Genomic DNA, 16873 nt, shown 5'->3' on the forward strand with positions numbered 1-16873 from the left:
GGGCGGCGATGATCTCGGTCATCCTGCAGATGGCCGGGACCATCGCCCTGGGCCACATCTGGCGCTACCTGCCGTTGGGCGGGTGGAGCGCCGACCGCGCCCGCGGGGCCCTAACCTCCTCGGTCTACTACCTGTTCCTGCCGGCGCTGGTGTTCGCGGTGCTGTGGCGCGCGCCGCTGGGCGTGGACACCCTGCGCATCGCCGGCACGGCGGCCGTGGCGGTGATCGGCTCGCTGATGCTGATGTATGCCGTCGGGCGGGTGATGCCGCTGACCCGGCCGCAGTTCGGCGCGCTGCTGCTGGCAGCGAGCTTTCCCAACGCGACCTACATGGGGCTGCCGTTGCTCGACAGCCTGTTCGGCGATGCCGGCCAGGCGGTCGCGATCCAGTACGACCTGTTCGCCTGCACGCCGCTGCTGCTGTCGGTGGGCATCCTGCTCGCCGCGCGCTTCGGCGACAGCGACGAGGAGGTCCACCCGGTCAAGACCCTGCTCAAGGTGCCGCCGCTGTGGGCGGCGGTCGCCGGTGCCGGGCTCAACTTGGCCGGCGTGCCGCAGCCCGACTGGGCGGCCGAGTGGCTCGACCGTCTCGGTGCGGCCGTGGTGCCGATCATGCTGGTCGCGCTCGGCATGAGCCTGCGGCTGGAGACACTGACCGGCCGACAACTGCTGACCGTCAGCCCGGCGGTGGCCATCCAGCTGCTGTGGATGCCGCTGGTCGCGCTGGGATTCGCGCTGGCGGTCGGCACCAGCGGGCAGACGCTCACCGCCGTGGTGCTGGAGGGCGCGATGCCGGTGATGGTGCTCGGGCTGGTGCTCTGTGACCGCTTCGGTCTGGATACCGGCCTCTACGCCACCACGGCAAGCGCCTCGACCCTGCTGGCGCTGCTGACCATTCCCTTCTGGCATGGCGTGGCGATCTAAGGAAACTCTGCACGAATGCCATACCGCTCTGCGCGCCCTGCGGGGCTTGGCGAGTCGCCCGTGCTCCGCGTTGCGATGCCTTGACGTGGCCACCGGCACGCCGGCGACATCGCGCCTTGATCACGAACGACTCGCCAAGCCAGAGTGACATGGCATTCGTGCAGAGTTTCCCTAACGGAGGACTGACGAGATGAGTGACGAACAGCAAGCGGCCACCCCCGCGGTGGAAAAGGATCGCGTGGTGCGCGTGTACCACGTCATGCGCGATGACGATGGCGCCATCCTCGCCGACAGCCGCGTCGACGGCTTCGAGTACATCCACGGTCACGGCAACCTGATCCCGGGGCTGGAGGCGGCGCTCGAGGGGCACGTCGAGGGCGACGAGATCGAGGTGACCGTCGAGCCGGAGCAGGCCTACGGGTTGCATGACCCCGAGGGCGTGGTCGAGGTGCCGCGCGAGCGCATCGAGGCGCAGGCCGAGCTCGCGCCGGGCAACATGGTCCAGGCCCATGGCCCCGAGGGGCGCATCGAGATGCTGATCCTCGAGGTGGGCGACCAGACCGTTAAGGTCGACCTCAACCACCCGCTGGCCGGCTTTCGCCTGCACTTCACCGCCCGGGTCGGTGCCATCCGGGATGCGCACGCGGACGAGATCAAGCACGGCCGGGTCCATCCCGGTGGTCACCACCTAATGACCAGTGATTCCTCGGTGCCCGATCTGCCGGGCCACGAGTCGAGCCAGGAGTCCTGATGAGCCAGTCCGCTGCCGTCGCCGACGTCGCCCCCCGGAACGTCTCCGGGGTCGAGCCGTTCTACCGGATCGAGTTTTCCGGCTATCACAGCCGCTATCTCGATGTGACCCTGCGCCTGCCGGCCAGCGACCAGCGCTATCGCCTGAGCCTGCCGGCGTGGATCCCGGGCAGTTACCTGGTGCGTGACTTCGCCCGGCACCTGGTGGGCAAGCACGCCGAGGATGTCCATGGCCGCCCGGTGACGATCACCCCGGTCGATCAGCAGACCTGGGATCTTGCGCCCAGTGACGCGGCGGTCGCGGTCCACTACCGGGTCTACTGCGCGGATTTCTCGGTGCGCAGCGCGCACGTGGATTCGAGTCACGTGTTCTTCAACGGCACCAGCGTCTTCCTGCGGGTGCACGGCGCCGAACAGGCGCGCCACGAGGTGGTGATCGACGGCCGCGATCTGCCCGGGGACTGGTGCGTGGCGACCACCCTGCCGGCGATCGCCGTCGACGAGCGTGGCTTCGGCGATTTCGCCGCGGCCGGCTACGAGGCCCTGATCGATCACCCGGTCGAGATCGCCGACTTCGTCGAGCGCCAGTTCACGGCCGGCGGCGTGCTGCATCGGATGGTGTTCACCAACGCCTTACCCGAAACCGACTTCGACCGGATCGCCAGCGATGTCGCGCGCATCTGCGAGACCGAGATCGAGCTGTTCGACGGCGCGCCGTTCGACGAGTACCTGTTCTTGGTCGCGCTCGACGAGTCGGGGTTTGGCGGGCTCGAGCACCGCGACTCGACTGCCCTGATTTTCCCTCGCGGCCACCTGCCGTCGGTGACCGCCGGCGGGGTGAGCAAGGAATATCAGCGTTTCCTGAGCCTCTGCGCGCACGAGTACTTCCACAACTGGAACGTCAAGCGGATTCGACCGGCGGCCTTTGCCGGCCTGCCGCTTGATCGTCCGGCACACACGCGCCTGCTGTGGGTGTTCGAGGGCTTCACCAGCTACTTCGACGACTGGCTGGTGCGCCACGTCGGGTTGATCGACGAGACCCAATACCTCGCCGCGCTCGAGGAGACGATCAACCGCGCCATGCGCGGCAAGGGCTGGTCGCGTCAGACGCTGGAGGAGTCGAGTTTCTACGCCTGGACGCGCTTCTACCAGCAGGACGCCAACGCGGTGAACGCGATCGTCAGCTATTACACGCGCGGGGCGATCGTGGCGCTGATGCTGGATCTGATGCTGCGCGAGCGCGGCGCGAGCCTGATGGACGTGATGCGGCGCCTGTGGGAGCACCACGGCGAGGAGCCGCTGGCCGAAGGCGAGCGGGTCGAGGCGCTGATCGAGGAGGCCATGGGCGAGCCGATGGCTGCGTTCTTCGACCGGGCGTTGCGCTCGACGGAAACGCTCGATGTCGCCGGGCTGCTGGCGCGCGTCGGCGTGGCCATGGTCCCGCGCGCCGAGCAGGCCGGGCCGGACGCGGGTGTCCGGGTCGACCAGCGCGACCCGCAGGCCGCGCGCGTCGCGCTGGTGTTCGAGGATCGCCCGGGCGCGGCGGCGGGTCTGGCGGTCGACGATCGCATCATCGCCATCGACGGCTTTGCGGTGAACGGCGCCAACTGGGCCGAGCGCATCGCGCGTCATCGCGCCGGCGATCGACTGGCCCTGCACGTCTTCCGCCAGGGGCGGCTGCTGACGATGACGCTGACCCTGGCGCCGGAATGCCTCAATCAGCACCGGCTCGAGCGCGCCGCGGGGGACATAAAGACCGAGGCGCGTTTCGCCGACTGGCTGGCGCCCCGTGCCACGACGGCCTGAAATCGGCCCTAGTCGATCGGCTGGCCGTCGAGCTGCGGCTTGTCCACGTCCGCCCAGGCCGGGATCAGGGCAATTTCGACGCGTCGGTTGAGCGCGCGGTTGGCGTCGCTGTCATTGGGCGCGATGGGGTTGTTCTCCCCCATGCCGCGCGCCGAGAGGCGATCGGCATCGATGCCCTGGTCGCGTAGCGACATCAGCACGCTCACGGCCCGGGCGGCCGACAGGTCCCAGTTGGAACGGAACCGACCCGAGCGGATCGGCACGTCGTCGGTGTAGCCGGTGACCACGATGCGGTCGTCGCTGTCGACCAGGTCGTCGGCGATCCGGTCGACCACCGGCTCGAAGGCCCGTTGCATGTCCGCGCTGCCTGATGGGAACGAGGCATTTTCCTTGATGCGGATGATGACCGTGTCGTCGGTGGTCTCGATCTCGATGTCGCCGGCGGCGATCGCATCGCTCATGGTCGAGCGCAGCTCGGCGGCGCGCTCGTCGAGCTGCTGGCGGCGCAGGTCCTCGAGTGCTCGTGCGCTTTGTTGGTGGGTATCCGCGGTGGGCGGGGCGTCGAGCTCGATCAGCTGGGTGGGGGGCGGCCCCTCGATCGTGCTGTCGGGGTCGGCGGCCCCGGGGGCGAGTTCCACCGCCGATTCGCCAGGGGCGGCGGTGCGCTCGGTGGGCAAGCTGCCAAACGAGTTGCGCAGTGTCTCGGCGACCGCCTTGTAACGCTCGACGTCGACCACCGAGATCGACAGCATCAGCACGAAGAAGGTCAGCAGCAGCGTGACCATGTCGGCGTAGGTGGTCAGCCAGCCGCCGGAACTCCCCACCTTGCGTCGACGGGCGCGTGCCATGGCTCAGTCGTCCTCCTGGCGTTCGCGGCTGGGCAGGAAGGTCTCCAGCAGGCCGCGCAGGATGCGCGGGTTGACGCCGTCCTGGATGCCGCGGATGCCTTCCAGGATCAGGCGCTGCTCGCGGGACTCCTGCGTGGCGCGCATCTGCAGTTTGGTCATGATCGGCAGGGCGATTGCCTGGGCAATCACCGCGCCGTAGAAGGTGGTCAGCAGGGCAGTGGCCATGGCCGGGCCGATGGTCGACGGGTCATCGAGCGAGCTCAGCATCTGCACCAGGCCCACCAGGGTGCCGATCATCCCCATCGCCGGGGCGACGTCGTAGATGCTCTTGAACATCTGCACCCCGCCGTCGTGGCGTTCCTCGGAAAGCTCGATGTCGCGGTCGAGGGTGCGCTCGATCACCTCCATCGGCTGGCCGTCGACGATCATGCGCACGCCCTTTTCCATGAAGGGATGGCTGATCTCCTGGTCTTCGAGTGCCAGGGCGCCGTCATGTCGCGCGATCTGGGACAGCTCCTCGATCTCGTCGATCAGCCCGGTCAGGCTATGCTGCCGGTCGAGGAAGGCCTGCTTGATCACGCCGAACGAATGGATGAACTGGCGGAAGGTGATCATCGCCAGCGTGATCGACAGGGTCCCGCCGATCACGATCAGCGCGCCGGGAATGCTGATGAAACCCAGCGGGTACTGGCCCAGGGCGATCGCGATGATCACGACGCCCAGTGCCGAGACGATGCCGATGATGGTTGCTTTGTCCAAGGGGCTCCTCAGGGATTCGTTCCGAAGATCAACGGGATAGGATGCGCGCCGGCGGGCCGTTGCTCCGGGGTGTTTCGGATTGGCGCGGTGGCCTCGTTCTCCCGGCCCGAGCCAGTATAATCGGGCCCGATTCGCAAAACTTGAGCGTTCCCGGGGTCCAGCCCGGGTGCGTCGGTCCAGACACGATCCATCCTCCGCCCGCCTTCCCGGGGCCCGTCATGCATTGCGACGTCGTGCTCGATTTCGGTTCGCTCGTCCCGCGCCTCCAGCGTTTGGCCGCGCGGCGTGGCTGGCTCCTGGCGGCCGAGGCGCGGGTCGATTCCACCAACCAGCGCGTCCGCGCGCTGCTCGAGTCGGACGACGGCGCGAGCCGGCCGGTCGTTGCCATCGCGGCCGAGCAGACTGCCGGGGTCGGCCGGCGCGGGGCGCGCTGGCTGAGCACCCCGGGCGACGGGCTGTGGTTCTCGCTGGCGGTGCCGGCCGAGACCAGGTTATCCGCGGCCCCGCCGGGGCTCGCGTTGGCCGGATGTCTCGCGGGGGTGCTGGTTCGCCACGAGGTGCCGGCGACGGTCAAGTGGCCCAACGACCTGTATCTCGGCGAGGGCAAGCTCGGTGGGCTGATGATCGAACGCGGCCGCTTCGGCGGCGAGCTCTATTGGCTGGCGGGCGTGGGAATCAACTGGCGCCAACCGCCCGGGGCGATCGAGGCGGCGTACCCCCCTGCGGCCCTTGCGGACCTGGGCGATCGCTGGGGTGGGGATTCGATCGCGCTGGCAAGCGCCCTGGTCGAGGCGGCCGTGGGCCTCATGCGGCGCCCTGTCGACTGGCCGGCCGAACTGGCGCGCCTGTCGCGAGCGCACCACGCCTTCGGCCAGACGGTGGTGGTGGAGCGAGCCGACGGCGGGCGCGAGATCGGTACCGCCGGCGCCATCGGCTCGAACGGCAACCTGGCGGTCACGCGGGCCGACGGCAGCGTGATCCGCGCCGGCGCACACGACCGGGTGCGATTGCTTGCCGGGCGCGCCTGAGAGCAGAGATTCACGATTGACTGTAAGGAAGGCTTGACCCTGTGAACTGTTATATCGATGCGGGCAACAGCCGGATCAAGGCCCATCTCGCGCGTCGGAGCCAGAAGGACGTCGAGCCGGCGATGATCGACTGGCCACCGGCGACCGAGCCAGACGCCGTCGGCGCGTTGGCCACCCGGCTCGAGCCTTTGCTGGTCGACGAGAAGGGGCGCTCGCCGAAGCAGATCGTGCTCGCCTCCGTGGTCGAGGACCGACGGCGGGAATGGCTGGAGACCGCGATTGCCGAGATCTGTCCCCAGGCGCAATGCCGTTGGCTGACCGTGCCGCGCAAGTGCTGCCACGTGCGCGTGGCCTACGAATCGCCCGAGGGGCTTGGCATCGATCGCTTCTGCGCAATGATCGAGGCCCACGCCCGCCATGGCGACCGGCCGCTGGCGGTCATCAACGCGGGCACGGCCATCACGCTGGACGTGCTCGGCGCCGACGGCCAGCACCTCGGCGGCCTGATCCTGCCGGGGTGGCGCGCCCAGCTCGAGGCCCTGCGCGTGACCACGCCCGCCCTGGGGGCGGCGGTCGAGTCGCTCGAGACGGGCGAGGGGGGTGCCGTATCCGCAGAGATCCCCGAGGCAACGCGGCGCCTCGGTCTGGGTGCCGATACCGCCACCGCCATCGAACTGGGGCGTCACTGGCTGCTGGCCTCCGGGGTCAACCAGATGCTCGCGGTGTGGCAAGAACGGCTTGCCGACGAGGGCGAACTGTTGGCCGTGCTGTCGGGGGGCGATGCCGGACGCCTGGTCGATCTCATCGATCCGGCGATCGAGCAACGGGTCGAGGACGACCTGGTGCTGTCGGGCGTGGTGCGGTTGGCGCGGGCGCGTCGCTAAGGCGACGAAGCGACGGGGCGTGCGATGCACGGCTTGGCAAAGCACCACCGCTGTGCGTAAAATGCGCGCCCATTGCCGGCTTAGCTCAGTTGGTAGAGCAACCGCCTTGTAAGCGGTAGGTCGTGAGTTCGAGTCCCACAGCCGGCACCAGAGGAAGGACGCCCGTGAAACCCCGTTTCGCGGGCGTTGGCAGGCATCACGATGCGCGCCCAAGTCGTGATGCCCAAGTCCTGGGCCGGGTGTTGACAGCCCGGTCCTTTTTGTGAAGAATGGCGCGCTTCCCGGGTGGGGTACCCAAGCGGTCAACGGGAGCAGACTGTAAATCTGCCGGCTCAGCCTTCGCAGGTTCGAATCCTGCCCCCACCACCAGACAAGACGAATCTCGCAACCGCTTGCGGGATTCAAACGGTCTGCGGGTGTAGTTCAATGGTAGAACCTCAGCCTTCCAAGCTGATGACGTGGGTTCGATTCCCATCACCCGCTCCAGTCCTGTGACCCGGGTCGTCAGACCGGGGTCCGGAACGGACCGACGCGACCCGTTCGCGGGTCGCATCTGTTGTTAGAGATTGCGTCGGCGGCACGCCGTCGACTCATGCTTTGCTCATGTAGCTCAGTTGGTAGAGCACGTCCTTGGTAAGGACGAGGTCACCGGTTCAAATCCGGTCATGAGCTCCACATTCCCATTTGCTTGTCCCGGTTGGCGGAGGATGCGATGTCTAAGGAAAAGTTCGAACGTAGCAAGCCGCACGTAAACGTCGGCACGATCGGTCACGTAGACCACGGCAAGACCACGCTGACCGCGGCGATCACGCACGTGATGTCCTCCACCTACGGTGGCCAGGGCATGGCGTTCGACCAGATCGACAAGGCGCCGGAAGAGAAGGCGCGTGGCATCACGATCTCGACCTCTCACGTCGAGTACGAGTCCGACAAGCGTCACTACGCCCACGTCGACTGCCCGGGTCACGCCGACTACGTCAAGAACATGATCACCGGTGCCGCCCAGATGGACGGCGCGATCCTGGTGGTTTCCGCCGCCGACGGCCCGATGCCGCAGACCCGTGAGCACATCCTGCTCTCGCGTCAGGTAGGCGTCCCGTTCATCGTCGTGTTCCTGAACAAGGCCGACATGGTTGACGATCCGGAGCTGCTCGAGCTGGTCGAGATGGAAGTCCGTGACCTCCTCTCCCAGTACGACTTCCCGGGCGACGACACCCCGATCATCACCGGTTCGGCCCTCAAGGCGCTGGAAGGTGACACCTCCGAGATCGGTGCCCCGGCCATCGTCAAGCTGGTCGAGGCCATGGACGACTACATCCCCGAGCCGGAGCGTGCCATCGACGGTGCGTTCATCATGCCGGTCGAGGACGTGTTCTCCATCTCCGGTCGCGGCACCGTGGTCACCGGTCGCGTCGAGCGCGGCATCGTCAAGGTCGGCGAAGAGATCGAGATCGTCGGTCTGAAGGACACCATCAAGACCACCGTTACCGGTGTCGAGATGTTCCGCAAGCTGCTCGACCAGGGTCAGGCGGGCGACAACATCGGCGTTCTGCTGCGCGGCACCAAGCGCGACGAAGTCGAGCGTGGTCAGGTACTCTGCAAGCCGGGCACCATCAAGCCGCACACCCAGTTCGAGGCCGAGGTCTACGTACTGTCGAAGGAAGAGGGTGGTCGTCACACCCCGTTCTTCAACGGCTACCGCCCGCAGTTCTACTTCCGCACCACCGACGTGACTGGCGCTTGCGAGCTGCCGGAAGGCACCGAGATGGTCATGCCGGGTGACAACGTGGCGATGACCGTCACGCTGATCGCGCCGATCGCGATGGAAGAAGGTCTGCGCTTTGCCGTCCGCGAAGGCGGCCGCACCGTCGGCGCCGGCGTCGTTTCCAAGATCATCGAGTAACCCGCAACGGGTTGCGTCAAGGCGCGGAGTCGGATAGACTTCGCGCTCTTTTTTCGCGGTAGGCGAAAACACTAGGGCAGTAGCTCAACTGGCAGAGCAACGGTCTCCAAAACCGTAGGTTGGGGGTTCGAGTCCCTCCTGCCCTGCCACTTCCGTGCAGGGGGTGCCCGCCGGGCCCGGTTCGCCGGCCGGCGGGTACTGTCTTTGAAGCGTGAGTTCCTAACATGTCGGAAAAGTCCGTGCAGCCCACGTCGTCTGGTCTGGATTCAGCCAAGATCGCGCTCGCGATCGCCCTGATCCTGGCCGGCATCGTGGGTTATTACCTGCTTGATGACCAGCCGCTGTTCCTGCGCATCCTGGCCGTCGTGGCAGGTGCGGGGCTCGCGATCGCCGTGGCGTACACCACGGCTGTCGGGCGGTCGATCTGGCAGTTCACCTTCGACTCGCGTCTCGAGGTCAAGAAGATGGTCTGGCCGACGCGCCAGGAAGCGACGCAGACGACCCTCGTGGTCATCCTGCTCGTCATCCTGATCGGCCTGTTCCTCTGGGGCGTCGACTCGCTGCTGGGTTGGATCGTTCGCAGCATTACCGGTTAGGAGGCTTAAGCATGGCGATGCGCTGGTACGTCGTCCAGGCGTTCTCACAGTACGAAAACAGCGTCAAGAAGGCGTTGCAGGAGCGCATCGAGCGCGCCGGTCTGCAGCATCTGTTCGGCGAGATCCTCGTTCCGTCCGAGGAGGTGGTCGAGATGCGCGACGGCGTCAAGCGCCGTTCCGAGCGCAAGTTCTTCCCGGGTTACGTGCTGGTCCAGGTGGACATGACCGACGAGGCGTGGCACCTAATCAAGTCGGTGCCGCGCGTGCTGGGCTTTATCGGCAACTCGGGTGGCAAGCCGACGCCGATCACCGAGCGCGAGGCCGACCAGATCCTCAACCGGATGAAGGATTCGACCGAGAAGCCGAAGCCGAAGACGCTGTTCGACGTCGGCGAGATGGTCCGCGTCTGCGACGGTCCGTTCAACGACTTCACCGGCACGGTCGAGGAAGTCAACTACGAGAAGAGCCGCCTGCGTGTCGCGGTGAGCATTTTCGGACGTTCCACCCCGGTGGAACTGAATTTCGACCAGGTCGAGAAGACCTGATTTGTCGGCACACGGGGAGCCCGGCCCGGCGTCGGGCGCTACTACCCACTTGAGAGGTCATCATGGCTAAGAAAGTCTCCGCTTACATCAAGCTTCAGGTGCCTGCCGGTCAGGCCAACCCGTCGCCCCCCATCGGTCCTGCCCTGGGTCAGCACGGCGTCAACATCATGGGCTTCTGCAAGGAGTTCAACGCCGCGTCGGGCAACATCGAGCCGGGTCTTCCCGTTCCGGTGGTGATCACTGTCTATCAGGACAAGTCGTTCACCTTCATCATGAAGACCCCGCCGGCCGCGATCCTTCTGAAGAAGGCCGTCGGCATCAAGAGCGGTTCCGCCGAGCCGAACAAGACCAAGGTTGGCACGGTCACCCGCGAGCAGCTCGAAGAGATTGCCAAGACCAAGGAGCCGGACCTGACGGCGAAGGATCTCGACGCCCGTGTGCGCACCATTGCCGGTAGCGCCCGCAGCATGGGCCTGAACGTGGAGGGTGTGTGAGATGGCCAAGCTGAGCAAGCGTCAGAAGCTGATCGCCGAGAAGATCGATCGCAACCGTCAGTACGGTGCCGAAGAGGCCTTCGCCCTGCTGAAGGAAGTCTCCAAGGTGAAGTTCAACGAGTCCGTTGACGTCGCCGTCAACCTGGGCGTCGACCCGCGCCGCTCGGACCAGATGGTTCGCGGTTCCACCGTGCTGCCGCGCGGCACCGGTCAGGACGTGCGCGTTGCTGTCTTTGCCCAGGGTGCCAACGCCGAGGCGGCCAAGGAAGCCGGTGCCGACATCGTCGGCATGGACGACCTCGCCGACGAGATCAAGCAGGGTCGCATGGACTTCGACGTCGTCATCGCCTCCCCGGACGCGATGCGCGTGGTCGGCCAGCTGGGTCAGATCCTCGGCCCGCGTGGCCTGATGCCGAACCCGAAGGTGGGCACGGTTTCCACCGACGTGGGCACGGCGGTCAAGAACGCCAAGGCCGGCCAGGTTCGTTACCGCACCGACAAGAACGGCATCATCCACTGCACCATCGGCAAGGTGGACTTCGATCCGGCGGCGCTGATCGACAACCTCAATGCCCTGATCGGCGACCTGAACAAGGCCAAGCCGTCGGCGGCAAAAGGCGTGTACATGAAGCGTGTATCCGTCTCGACCACGATGGGCCCCGGCCTGGTGGTCGACCAGGGTTCGCTCGCGGAATAACCGCGGCGCAACCCCCGAATAACCGGCCTCGACCCGCGTGTCGAGGCCGGTCACGTTCTTTGGACTGCCGGTATTGATACCGGTGGCGTCAAAGACCGCAGGCGCGGGCGGGTTCGCCCTCCCGCTTAATCGAGAAAGCCTGCGCAGACGGTCAGAGTCCCGATGATTTCATGTCTGGGTGGCCGTTACGAAGGGCGATTCGTGCACCGCGCGAATCGGTTTCAAACGAAAAGGGCTTGTCCCTTTGTAACCGTAGGTAAGAGACGTGGCATTAACCTTCGATCGCAAGAAGTTGGTTGTCGCTGAAGTCGCCGAGGTTGCATCCAAGGCCTACTCGGCGGTTGGCGTCGAGTATCGAGGCTTGACGGTCTCACAGGTTACCGAACTTCGCGTCAAGGCACGCGAAGCCGGTGTTTACCTGCGTGTCGTCAAGAACACTCTGGCCAAGCGCGCCCTGGAAGGCACCGAGTACGAATGCATGAGCGACGCCCTGCGCGGCCCGCTCATCCTCGCGTTCTCGCTGGACGACCTGGGCTCCGCGGCGCGTCTGATGAAGGACGCTGCCAAGGAGATGGAAGCGCTTGAGGTCCAGTTCGTGTCCTTGGGTGGCGAACTCCTCCCGGCTTCCGCTATCGATCGCGTTGCCAGCCTGCCGACCCGTGAGGAAGCGCTTGCGCAACTCATGGCGACCATGCAGGCGCCGGTCACCAAGCTGGCCCGTACCTTCAACGAGGTACCGGGCAAGCTGGTTCGCACCGTGGCAGCCGTTCGCGACCAGAAACAAGCGGCTTAACCTTTTTCATCACTTTTCAGGTACTCAATCATGGCAGTTACAAAAGACGATATCCTCGAAGCGATCTCCAACATGTCCGTCATGGAGGTCGTTGAACTGATCTCCGACATGGAAGAGAAGTTCGGCGTAAGCGCCGCGGCCGCCGTTGCCGCCGCTCCGGCAGCTGGTGGTGGCGAAGGCGCCGCCGCTGCAGAAGAGAAGACCGAGTTCGACGTGGTCCTGAGCTCGTTCGGTTCCAACAAGGTTGCCGTCATCAAGGCGACCCGCGAGCTGACCGGCCTGGGCCTCAAGGAAGCCAAGGAACTGGTCGAAGGTGCTCCGAGCGCCATCAAGGAAGGCGTCGAGAAGGACGAGGCCGAGTCCATGAAGGCCAAGCTCGAAGAGGCAGGCGCTTCCGTCGAGCTCAAGTAAACGAGTGCAAGGGTCGCTTAACCACAGCACCCAGGTACGGGCTGGTGGCCTTCGGGTCGCCGGCCTTTACGCGCTTGTTGGGCGTCCTTTCGCGATCGGATCGACGGTCTGATCGCGAAAGGTTGCCCGGGGCCGCCGATTGCGGCTCCACCCAGGGGGAACGGATCCCCGCGCGCCACGGCGTGCATCGCCAGTCCGCTGGCGATCACACTCAGATTGTCCCGACGAGGAAAGTAGATGAGCTATTCATTCACTGAGAAGAAGCGAATCCGCAAGGACTTCGGCAAGCGTGCCGAGGTCCTGCCGGTCCCCTATCTGTTGACCACGCAGGTCAAATCCTACGAGGGTTTCCTGCAGCAGGGTGTGGCGCAGAAGGAGCGTCGCAACATCGGGCTGCACGCGGCGCTGGGCTCGGTGTTTCCGATCGCGAGCCATTCGGGCAATGCTGAAATCGATTACGTCGACTACCACTTCGGCGAGCCGGCGTTCGATGTCCGCGAATGCCAGATCCGCGGCCTGACCTACTCGGCACCGCTGCGCGTCAAGCTGCGCCTGGTCATCTACGACAAGGACGCCCCGGCGGGCTCCAAGGTCGTCAAGGACATCCGCGAGCAGGATGTCTACATGGGCGAGATCCCGCTGCAGACCGAGAGCGGCACCTTCGTCGTCAACGGCACCGAGCGTGTCATCGTCTCCCAGCTGCACCGCTCGCCGGGCGTGTTCTTCGACCACGACAAGGGCAAGAGCACCAGCTCCAAGCGCATGCTGTTCTCCGCGCGGGTGATCCCGTACCGCGGCTCCTGGCTCGACTTCGAGTTCGACCAGAAGGACCTCGTCTACGTCCGCATCGACCGTCGTCGCAAGATCCCGGCGTCGATCCTGCTGCGTGCGCTGGGCTACAACAACGAGGAGATGCTCGACATCTTCTTCGAGCACGACGAGTTCCGCGTCGACGGCGAGAACCTCGCGCTCACCCTGGTTCCCGAGCGTCTCAAGGGCACCGACGCGGCCTTCGACATCGAGGTCGACGGCGAGACCATCGTCAAGGCGGGCAAGCGCATCACCGCCAAGCACGTGCGTGATCTCAACAACGCCAAGATCGACAACCTGCCGGTTCCGGCGGAGTTCGTGGTCGGCCGCACGCTCGCCAAGGACGTGGTCGACACCGACAGCGGCGAAGTGATCGCCAACGCCAACGACGAGATCACCGAGGAGATGCTGGCGAGCTTCCAGAAGGCCGGCATCGAGTCGTTCAAGACCCTGTACTACAACGAGGTCGACCGCGGCCCGTACATGTCGCTGACCCTGCGCAACGATCCGTCCACCACGCCGCTCGAGGCGATGGTCGAGATCTACAAGATGATGCGCCCGGGCGAGCCGCCGACCAAGGACGCGGCCGAAGGCCTGTTCCACGGCCTGTTCTTCTCCGAGGAGCGCTACGATCTCTCCGAGGTCGGCCGCATGAAGTTCAACCGTCGCCTCGAACGCGAGGGCGATTCCGGTCCGGGCATCCTCTACGACGCCAAGTACTTCGGTCGCCTGGCCGAGGCCGGTGACGAGATCGCCAAGAAGCGCTTCGAGGAGAGCGGCGAGCTGTCCGACATCCTCGACGTGCTGATGGAACTGATCGCCATCCGCAACGGCAACGGCAAGACCGACGACATCGACCACCTTGGCAACCGTCGCATCCGCTCGGTGGGCGAGATGGCCGAGAACGTCTTCCGCATCGGTCTGGTGCGGGTCGAGCGCGCCGTCAAGGAGCGCCTGACCCAGGCCGAGAGCGAGGGCCTGACCCCGCAAGACCTGATCAACGCCAAGCCGGTCGCGGCCGCGGTCAAGGAGTTCTTCGGCTCCTCGCAGCTGTCGCAGTTCATGGACCAGAACAACCCGCTGTCCGAGGTCACGCACAAGCGTCGTATCTCGGCCCTCGGCCCGGGCGGTCTGACCCGCGAGCGTGCCGGCTTCGAGGTGCGCGACGTGCACACCACGCACTACGGCCGCGTCTGCCCGATCGAGACGCCGGAAGGCCCGAACATCGGCCTGATCAACTCCCTGGCCGTGTTCGCGCAGACCAACACCTACGGCTTCCTCGAGACGCCGTACCGCAAGGTGGTCGACGGCAAGGTCACCTCGGACGTCGACTGGCTGTCGGCCTACGAGGAGGAGAAGTACACCATCGCCCAGGCCAATGCGCCGTTGGACGAAGACGGTCGCTTGACCGGTGAGCTGATCTCCGCGCGGAAATCGGGCGAGTTCATGCTCTCCGACCCGTCCGAGATCCAGTACATGGACGTCTCGCCGAAGCAGATCGTGTCGGTGGCCGCCTCGATCATCCCGTTCCTCGAGCACGATGACGCCAACCGCGCCCTGATGGGCTCGAACATGCAGCGTCAGGCGGTTCCGACCCTGAAGGCGGACAAGCCGCTGGTCGGTACCGGCATGGAGCGCGTGGTCGCGACCGATTCCGGCGCCTGCGTGGTCGCCAAGCGCGGCGGCGTGGTGGACCGCGTCGACGCCTCGCGCGTCGTGGTCCGGGTCAAGGCCGAGGAGGCCACCCAGGGCGAGGTCGGTGTCGACATCTACAACCTGACCAAGTACACCCGCTCGAACCAGAACACCTGCATCAACCAGCGTCCGCTGGTGAAGGTCGGTGACCAGATCGAGAAGGGCGACGTGCTGGCCGACGGCCCGTCCGTCGACATGGGCGAGTTGGCACTGGGCCAGAACATCCTCTGTGCCTTCATGCCCTGGAACGGCTACAACTTCGAGGATTCCATCCTCATGTCCGAGCGGGTGGTGCGTGAAGACCGCTTCACCACCATCCACATCGAGGAGCTCAACTGTGTCGCCCGCGACACGAAGCTGGGCGCTGAGGAGATCACGGCCGACATCCCGAACGTCGCCGAGAACCTGCTCAACAAGCTCGACGAGGCCGGCGTGGTGCACATTGGTGCCGAGGTCAAGCCGAACGACATCCTGGTGGGCAAGGTCACGCCGAAGGGCGAAACCCAGCTCACCCCGGAGGAAAAGCTCCTCAGAGCCATCTTCGGCGAGAAGGCGTCCGACGTGAAGGACACCTCCCTGCGCGTTCCGCAGGGCATCGAAGGCACCGTCATCGACGTCCGTGTCTTCACCCGTGACGGCATCGAGAAGGACAGCCGTGCCCGTGCCATCGAAGAGGCCGACCTCGATGCGGTGCGCAAGGATCTCAAGGATCGCATGCGCATCATCGAGGGCGACATCCAGGCGCGCGTTCGCGACGTGCTGCTGGGCAAGGTCGCCGTCGGTGGCCCGACTGGCGTCAAGGCCGGCGGCAAGATCACCGCCGCGCAGCTGAACAAGATCGATCCGGCCAAGTGGTTCGAGATCCGCGTCGAGGACGAGTCCGCCGCTTCCGCGCTGGAGGAGTACAAGGCCCAGCTCGAGCGCGAGAAGGCCGACGCCGAGGCGCGGTTCGAGGACAAGAAGCGCAAGATCCAGCAGGGCGACGACCTGCAGCCGGGCGTGCTCAAGATGGTCAAGGTCTACGTGGCCGTGAAGCGTCGCATCCAGCCGGGCGACAAGCTCGCCGGCCGCCACGGCAACAAGGGCGTCATCTCGATGATCGTGCCCGAGGAAGACATGCCGTACATGGAAGACGGCACGCCGATGGACATCTGCCTCAACCCGCTGGGTGTTCCGTCGCGGATGAACATCGGTCAGATCCTCGAGACCCACCTGGGCCTGGCCGCCCGCGGCCTGGGTCACCAGATCGAGAAGCGCCTCAAGCTCGAGCGCGAGAAGGCGATCAAGGAGCTGCGCGCGTTCCTCGACAAGGTGTACAACCACCGCGAGGAGCCGACCGTCGATCTCGACAGCCTGACCGACGACGAGCTGATCGAGATGGCCGGCAACCTCAAGAAGGGCGTGCCGATGGCCACGCCGGTCTTCGACGGTGCGGTCGAGGACGAGGTCAAGCACATGCTCAAGCTCGCCGAGATGCCGGAGAACGGTCAGGTGCAGCTTTACGACGGCCGCAGCGGCGAGCCGTTCGAGCGCAAGACCACCGTCGGCTACATGTACATCCTCAAGCTCAACCACCTGGTCGACGACAAGATGCACGCGCGTTCGACCGGTCCGTACAGCCTGGTCACCCAGCAGCCGCTGGGCGGCAAGGCGCAGTTCGGCGGTCAGCGCTTCGGCGAGATGGAGGTCTGGGCGCTCGAGGCGTACGGTGCGGCCTATACGCTGCAGGAAATGCTGACGGTCAAGTCCGACGACGTCGACGGCCGGAACAAGATGTACAAGCACATCGTCGATGGCGATCACCGCATGGACGCGGGCATGCCGGAGTCCTTCAACGTGCTGTTGAAGGAAATCCGCTCGCTCGGGATCAACATCGAGCTGGAACAAGACGACGAGTGATTTCCGGGGCATGGGCCCGCCGGGTAATCCCG

15 protein-coding genes and 5 tRNA genes are annotated in these 16873 nt (G+C 65.8%); 18 read left to right on the forward strand and 2 right to left on the reverse strand.

Annotated elements, in window-relative coordinates; translation table 11 throughout:
- Positions 1–8: 8 nt before the first annotated feature.
- The 3 genes from LV475_RS03985 to LV475_RS03995 all read left to right on the forward strand — a co-directional run bounded on the left by LV475_RS03985 (position 9) and on the right by LV475_RS03995 (position 3479).
- The gene (locus tag LV475_RS03985) at positions 9–923 is read left to right on the forward strand and encodes an AEC family transporter (protein ID WP_136867370.1); all 915 of its coding nucleotides are present in this window, start codon (positions 9–11) and stop codon (positions 921–923) included.
- A gap of 190 nt (positions 924–1113) precedes the next feature.
- A complete protein-coding gene (locus LV475_RS03990) occupies positions 1114–1674 on the forward strand; it encodes an FKBP-type peptidyl-prolyl cis-trans isomerase (RefSeq protein WP_156574961.1) in 561 nt (186 codons plus the stop codon).
- A complete protein-coding gene (locus LV475_RS03995; protein ID WP_250105811.1) occupies positions 1674–3479 on the forward strand; it encodes a M61 family metallopeptidase in 1806 nt (601 codons plus the stop codon). Before LV475_RS03990 ends, LV475_RS03995 begins: the two co-directional genes overlap by 1 nt.
- An 8-nt stretch (positions 3480–3487) precedes the next feature.
- On the opposite strand, the gene LV475_RS04000 is transcribed toward LV475_RS03995, so the two are convergent.
- The gene (locus LV475_RS04000; protein WP_136867373.1) at positions 3488–4327 is read right to left on the reverse strand and encodes a flagellar motor protein MotB; all 840 of its coding nucleotides are present in this window, start codon (positions 4325–4327) and stop codon (positions 3488–3490) included.
- 3 nt (positions 4328–4330) lie between these two features.
- Positions 4331–5086, reverse strand: a complete 756-nt coding sequence (locus tag LV475_RS04005; protein WP_136867374.1) for a MotA/TolQ/ExbB proton channel family protein — start codon at positions 5084–5086, stop codon at positions 4331–4333.
- Positions 5087–5304: 218 nt separating this feature from the next.
- Between LV475_RS04005 and LV475_RS04010 the strand changes: the two genes are divergently transcribed.
- From LV475_RS04010 to rpoB, 15 genes are all read left to right on the forward strand, one after another.
- A complete protein-coding gene (locus tag LV475_RS04010) occupies positions 5305–6114 on the forward strand; it encodes a biotin--[acetyl-CoA-carboxylase] ligase (RefSeq protein ID WP_169303643.1) in 810 nt (269 codons plus the stop codon).
- A 41-nt stretch (positions 6115–6155) separates the two neighbouring features.
- The gene (locus LV475_RS04015; protein WP_156574954.1) at positions 6156–6998 is read left to right on the forward strand and encodes a type III pantothenate kinase; all 843 of its coding nucleotides are present in this window, start codon (positions 6156–6158) and stop codon (positions 6996–6998) included.
- Positions 6999–7072: 74 nt separating this feature from the next.
- Positions 7073–7148: transfer RNA gene (locus LV475_RS04020), tRNA-Thr, on the forward strand.
- Positions 7149–7282: 134 nt separating this feature from the next.
- Positions 7283–7367, forward strand: a tRNA-Tyr gene (locus LV475_RS04025).
- Between the two features lie 43 nt (positions 7368–7410).
- Positions 7411–7484: transfer RNA gene (locus LV475_RS04030), tRNA-Gly, on the forward strand.
- Between the two features lie 113 nt (positions 7485–7597).
- A tRNA-Thr gene (locus tag LV475_RS04035) sits at positions 7598–7673 on the forward strand.
- A 37-nt stretch (positions 7674–7710) separates the two neighbouring features.
- Positions 7711–8901, forward strand: coding sequence for an elongation factor Tu (tuf, locus tag LV475_RS04040; RefSeq protein WP_156574942.1), 1191 nt, complete (start codon positions 7711–7713; stop codon positions 8899–8901).
- Between the two features lie 73 nt (positions 8902–8974).
- Positions 8975–9050, forward strand: a tRNA-Trp gene (locus tag LV475_RS04045).
- 75 nt (positions 9051–9125) lie between these two features.
- Entirely contained in the window at positions 9126–9497 is a 372-nt protein-coding gene (gene secE / locus LV475_RS04050; RefSeq protein WP_136867902.1) for a preprotein translocase subunit SecE, read from the forward strand.
- 11 nt (positions 9498–9508) lie between these two features.
- Positions 9509–10042, forward strand: coding sequence for a transcription termination/antitermination protein NusG (gene nusG / locus LV475_RS04055; protein WP_156574952.1), 534 nt, complete (start codon positions 9509–9511; stop codon positions 10040–10042).
- A gap of 62 nt (positions 10043–10104) precedes the next feature.
- The gene (gene rplK / locus LV475_RS04060; RefSeq protein ID WP_136867904.1) at positions 10105–10536 is read left to right on the forward strand and encodes a 50S ribosomal protein L11; all 432 of its coding nucleotides are present in this window, start codon (positions 10105–10107) and stop codon (positions 10534–10536) included.
- A 1-nt stretch (position 10537) separates the two neighbouring features.
- Complete coding sequence (gene rplA / locus LV475_RS04065) at positions 10538–11233, forward strand: 50S ribosomal protein L1 (protein ID WP_136867905.1); 696 nt, start codon at positions 10538–10540, stop codon at positions 11231–11233.
- A gap of 265 nt (positions 11234–11498) precedes the next feature.
- Positions 11499–12026 (forward strand): 50S ribosomal protein L10, encoded by a 528-nt coding sequence (rplJ, locus tag LV475_RS04070; protein WP_136867906.1) that lies wholly within the window; start codon positions 11499–11501, stop codon positions 12024–12026.
- A gap of 30 nt (positions 12027–12056) precedes the next feature.
- The gene (rplL, locus tag LV475_RS04075; RefSeq protein ID WP_136867907.1) at positions 12057–12437 is read left to right on the forward strand and encodes a 50S ribosomal protein L7/L12; all 381 of its coding nucleotides are present in this window, start codon (positions 12057–12059) and stop codon (positions 12435–12437) included.
- 237 nt (positions 12438–12674) lie between these two features.
- Positions 12675–16841: a DNA-directed RNA polymerase subunit beta gene (gene rpoB / locus LV475_RS04080; protein ID WP_136867908.1), complete on the forward strand. Its 4167-nt coding sequence runs from the start codon at positions 12675–12677 to the stop codon at positions 16839–16841.
- Positions 16842–16873: the final 32 nt, after the last annotated feature.

This window comes from Guyparkeria hydrothermalis (assembly GCF_023555375.1).
Lineage (GTDB): Bacteria > Pseudomonadota > Gammaproteobacteria > Halothiobacillales > Halothiobacillaceae > Guyparkeria > Guyparkeria hydrothermalis.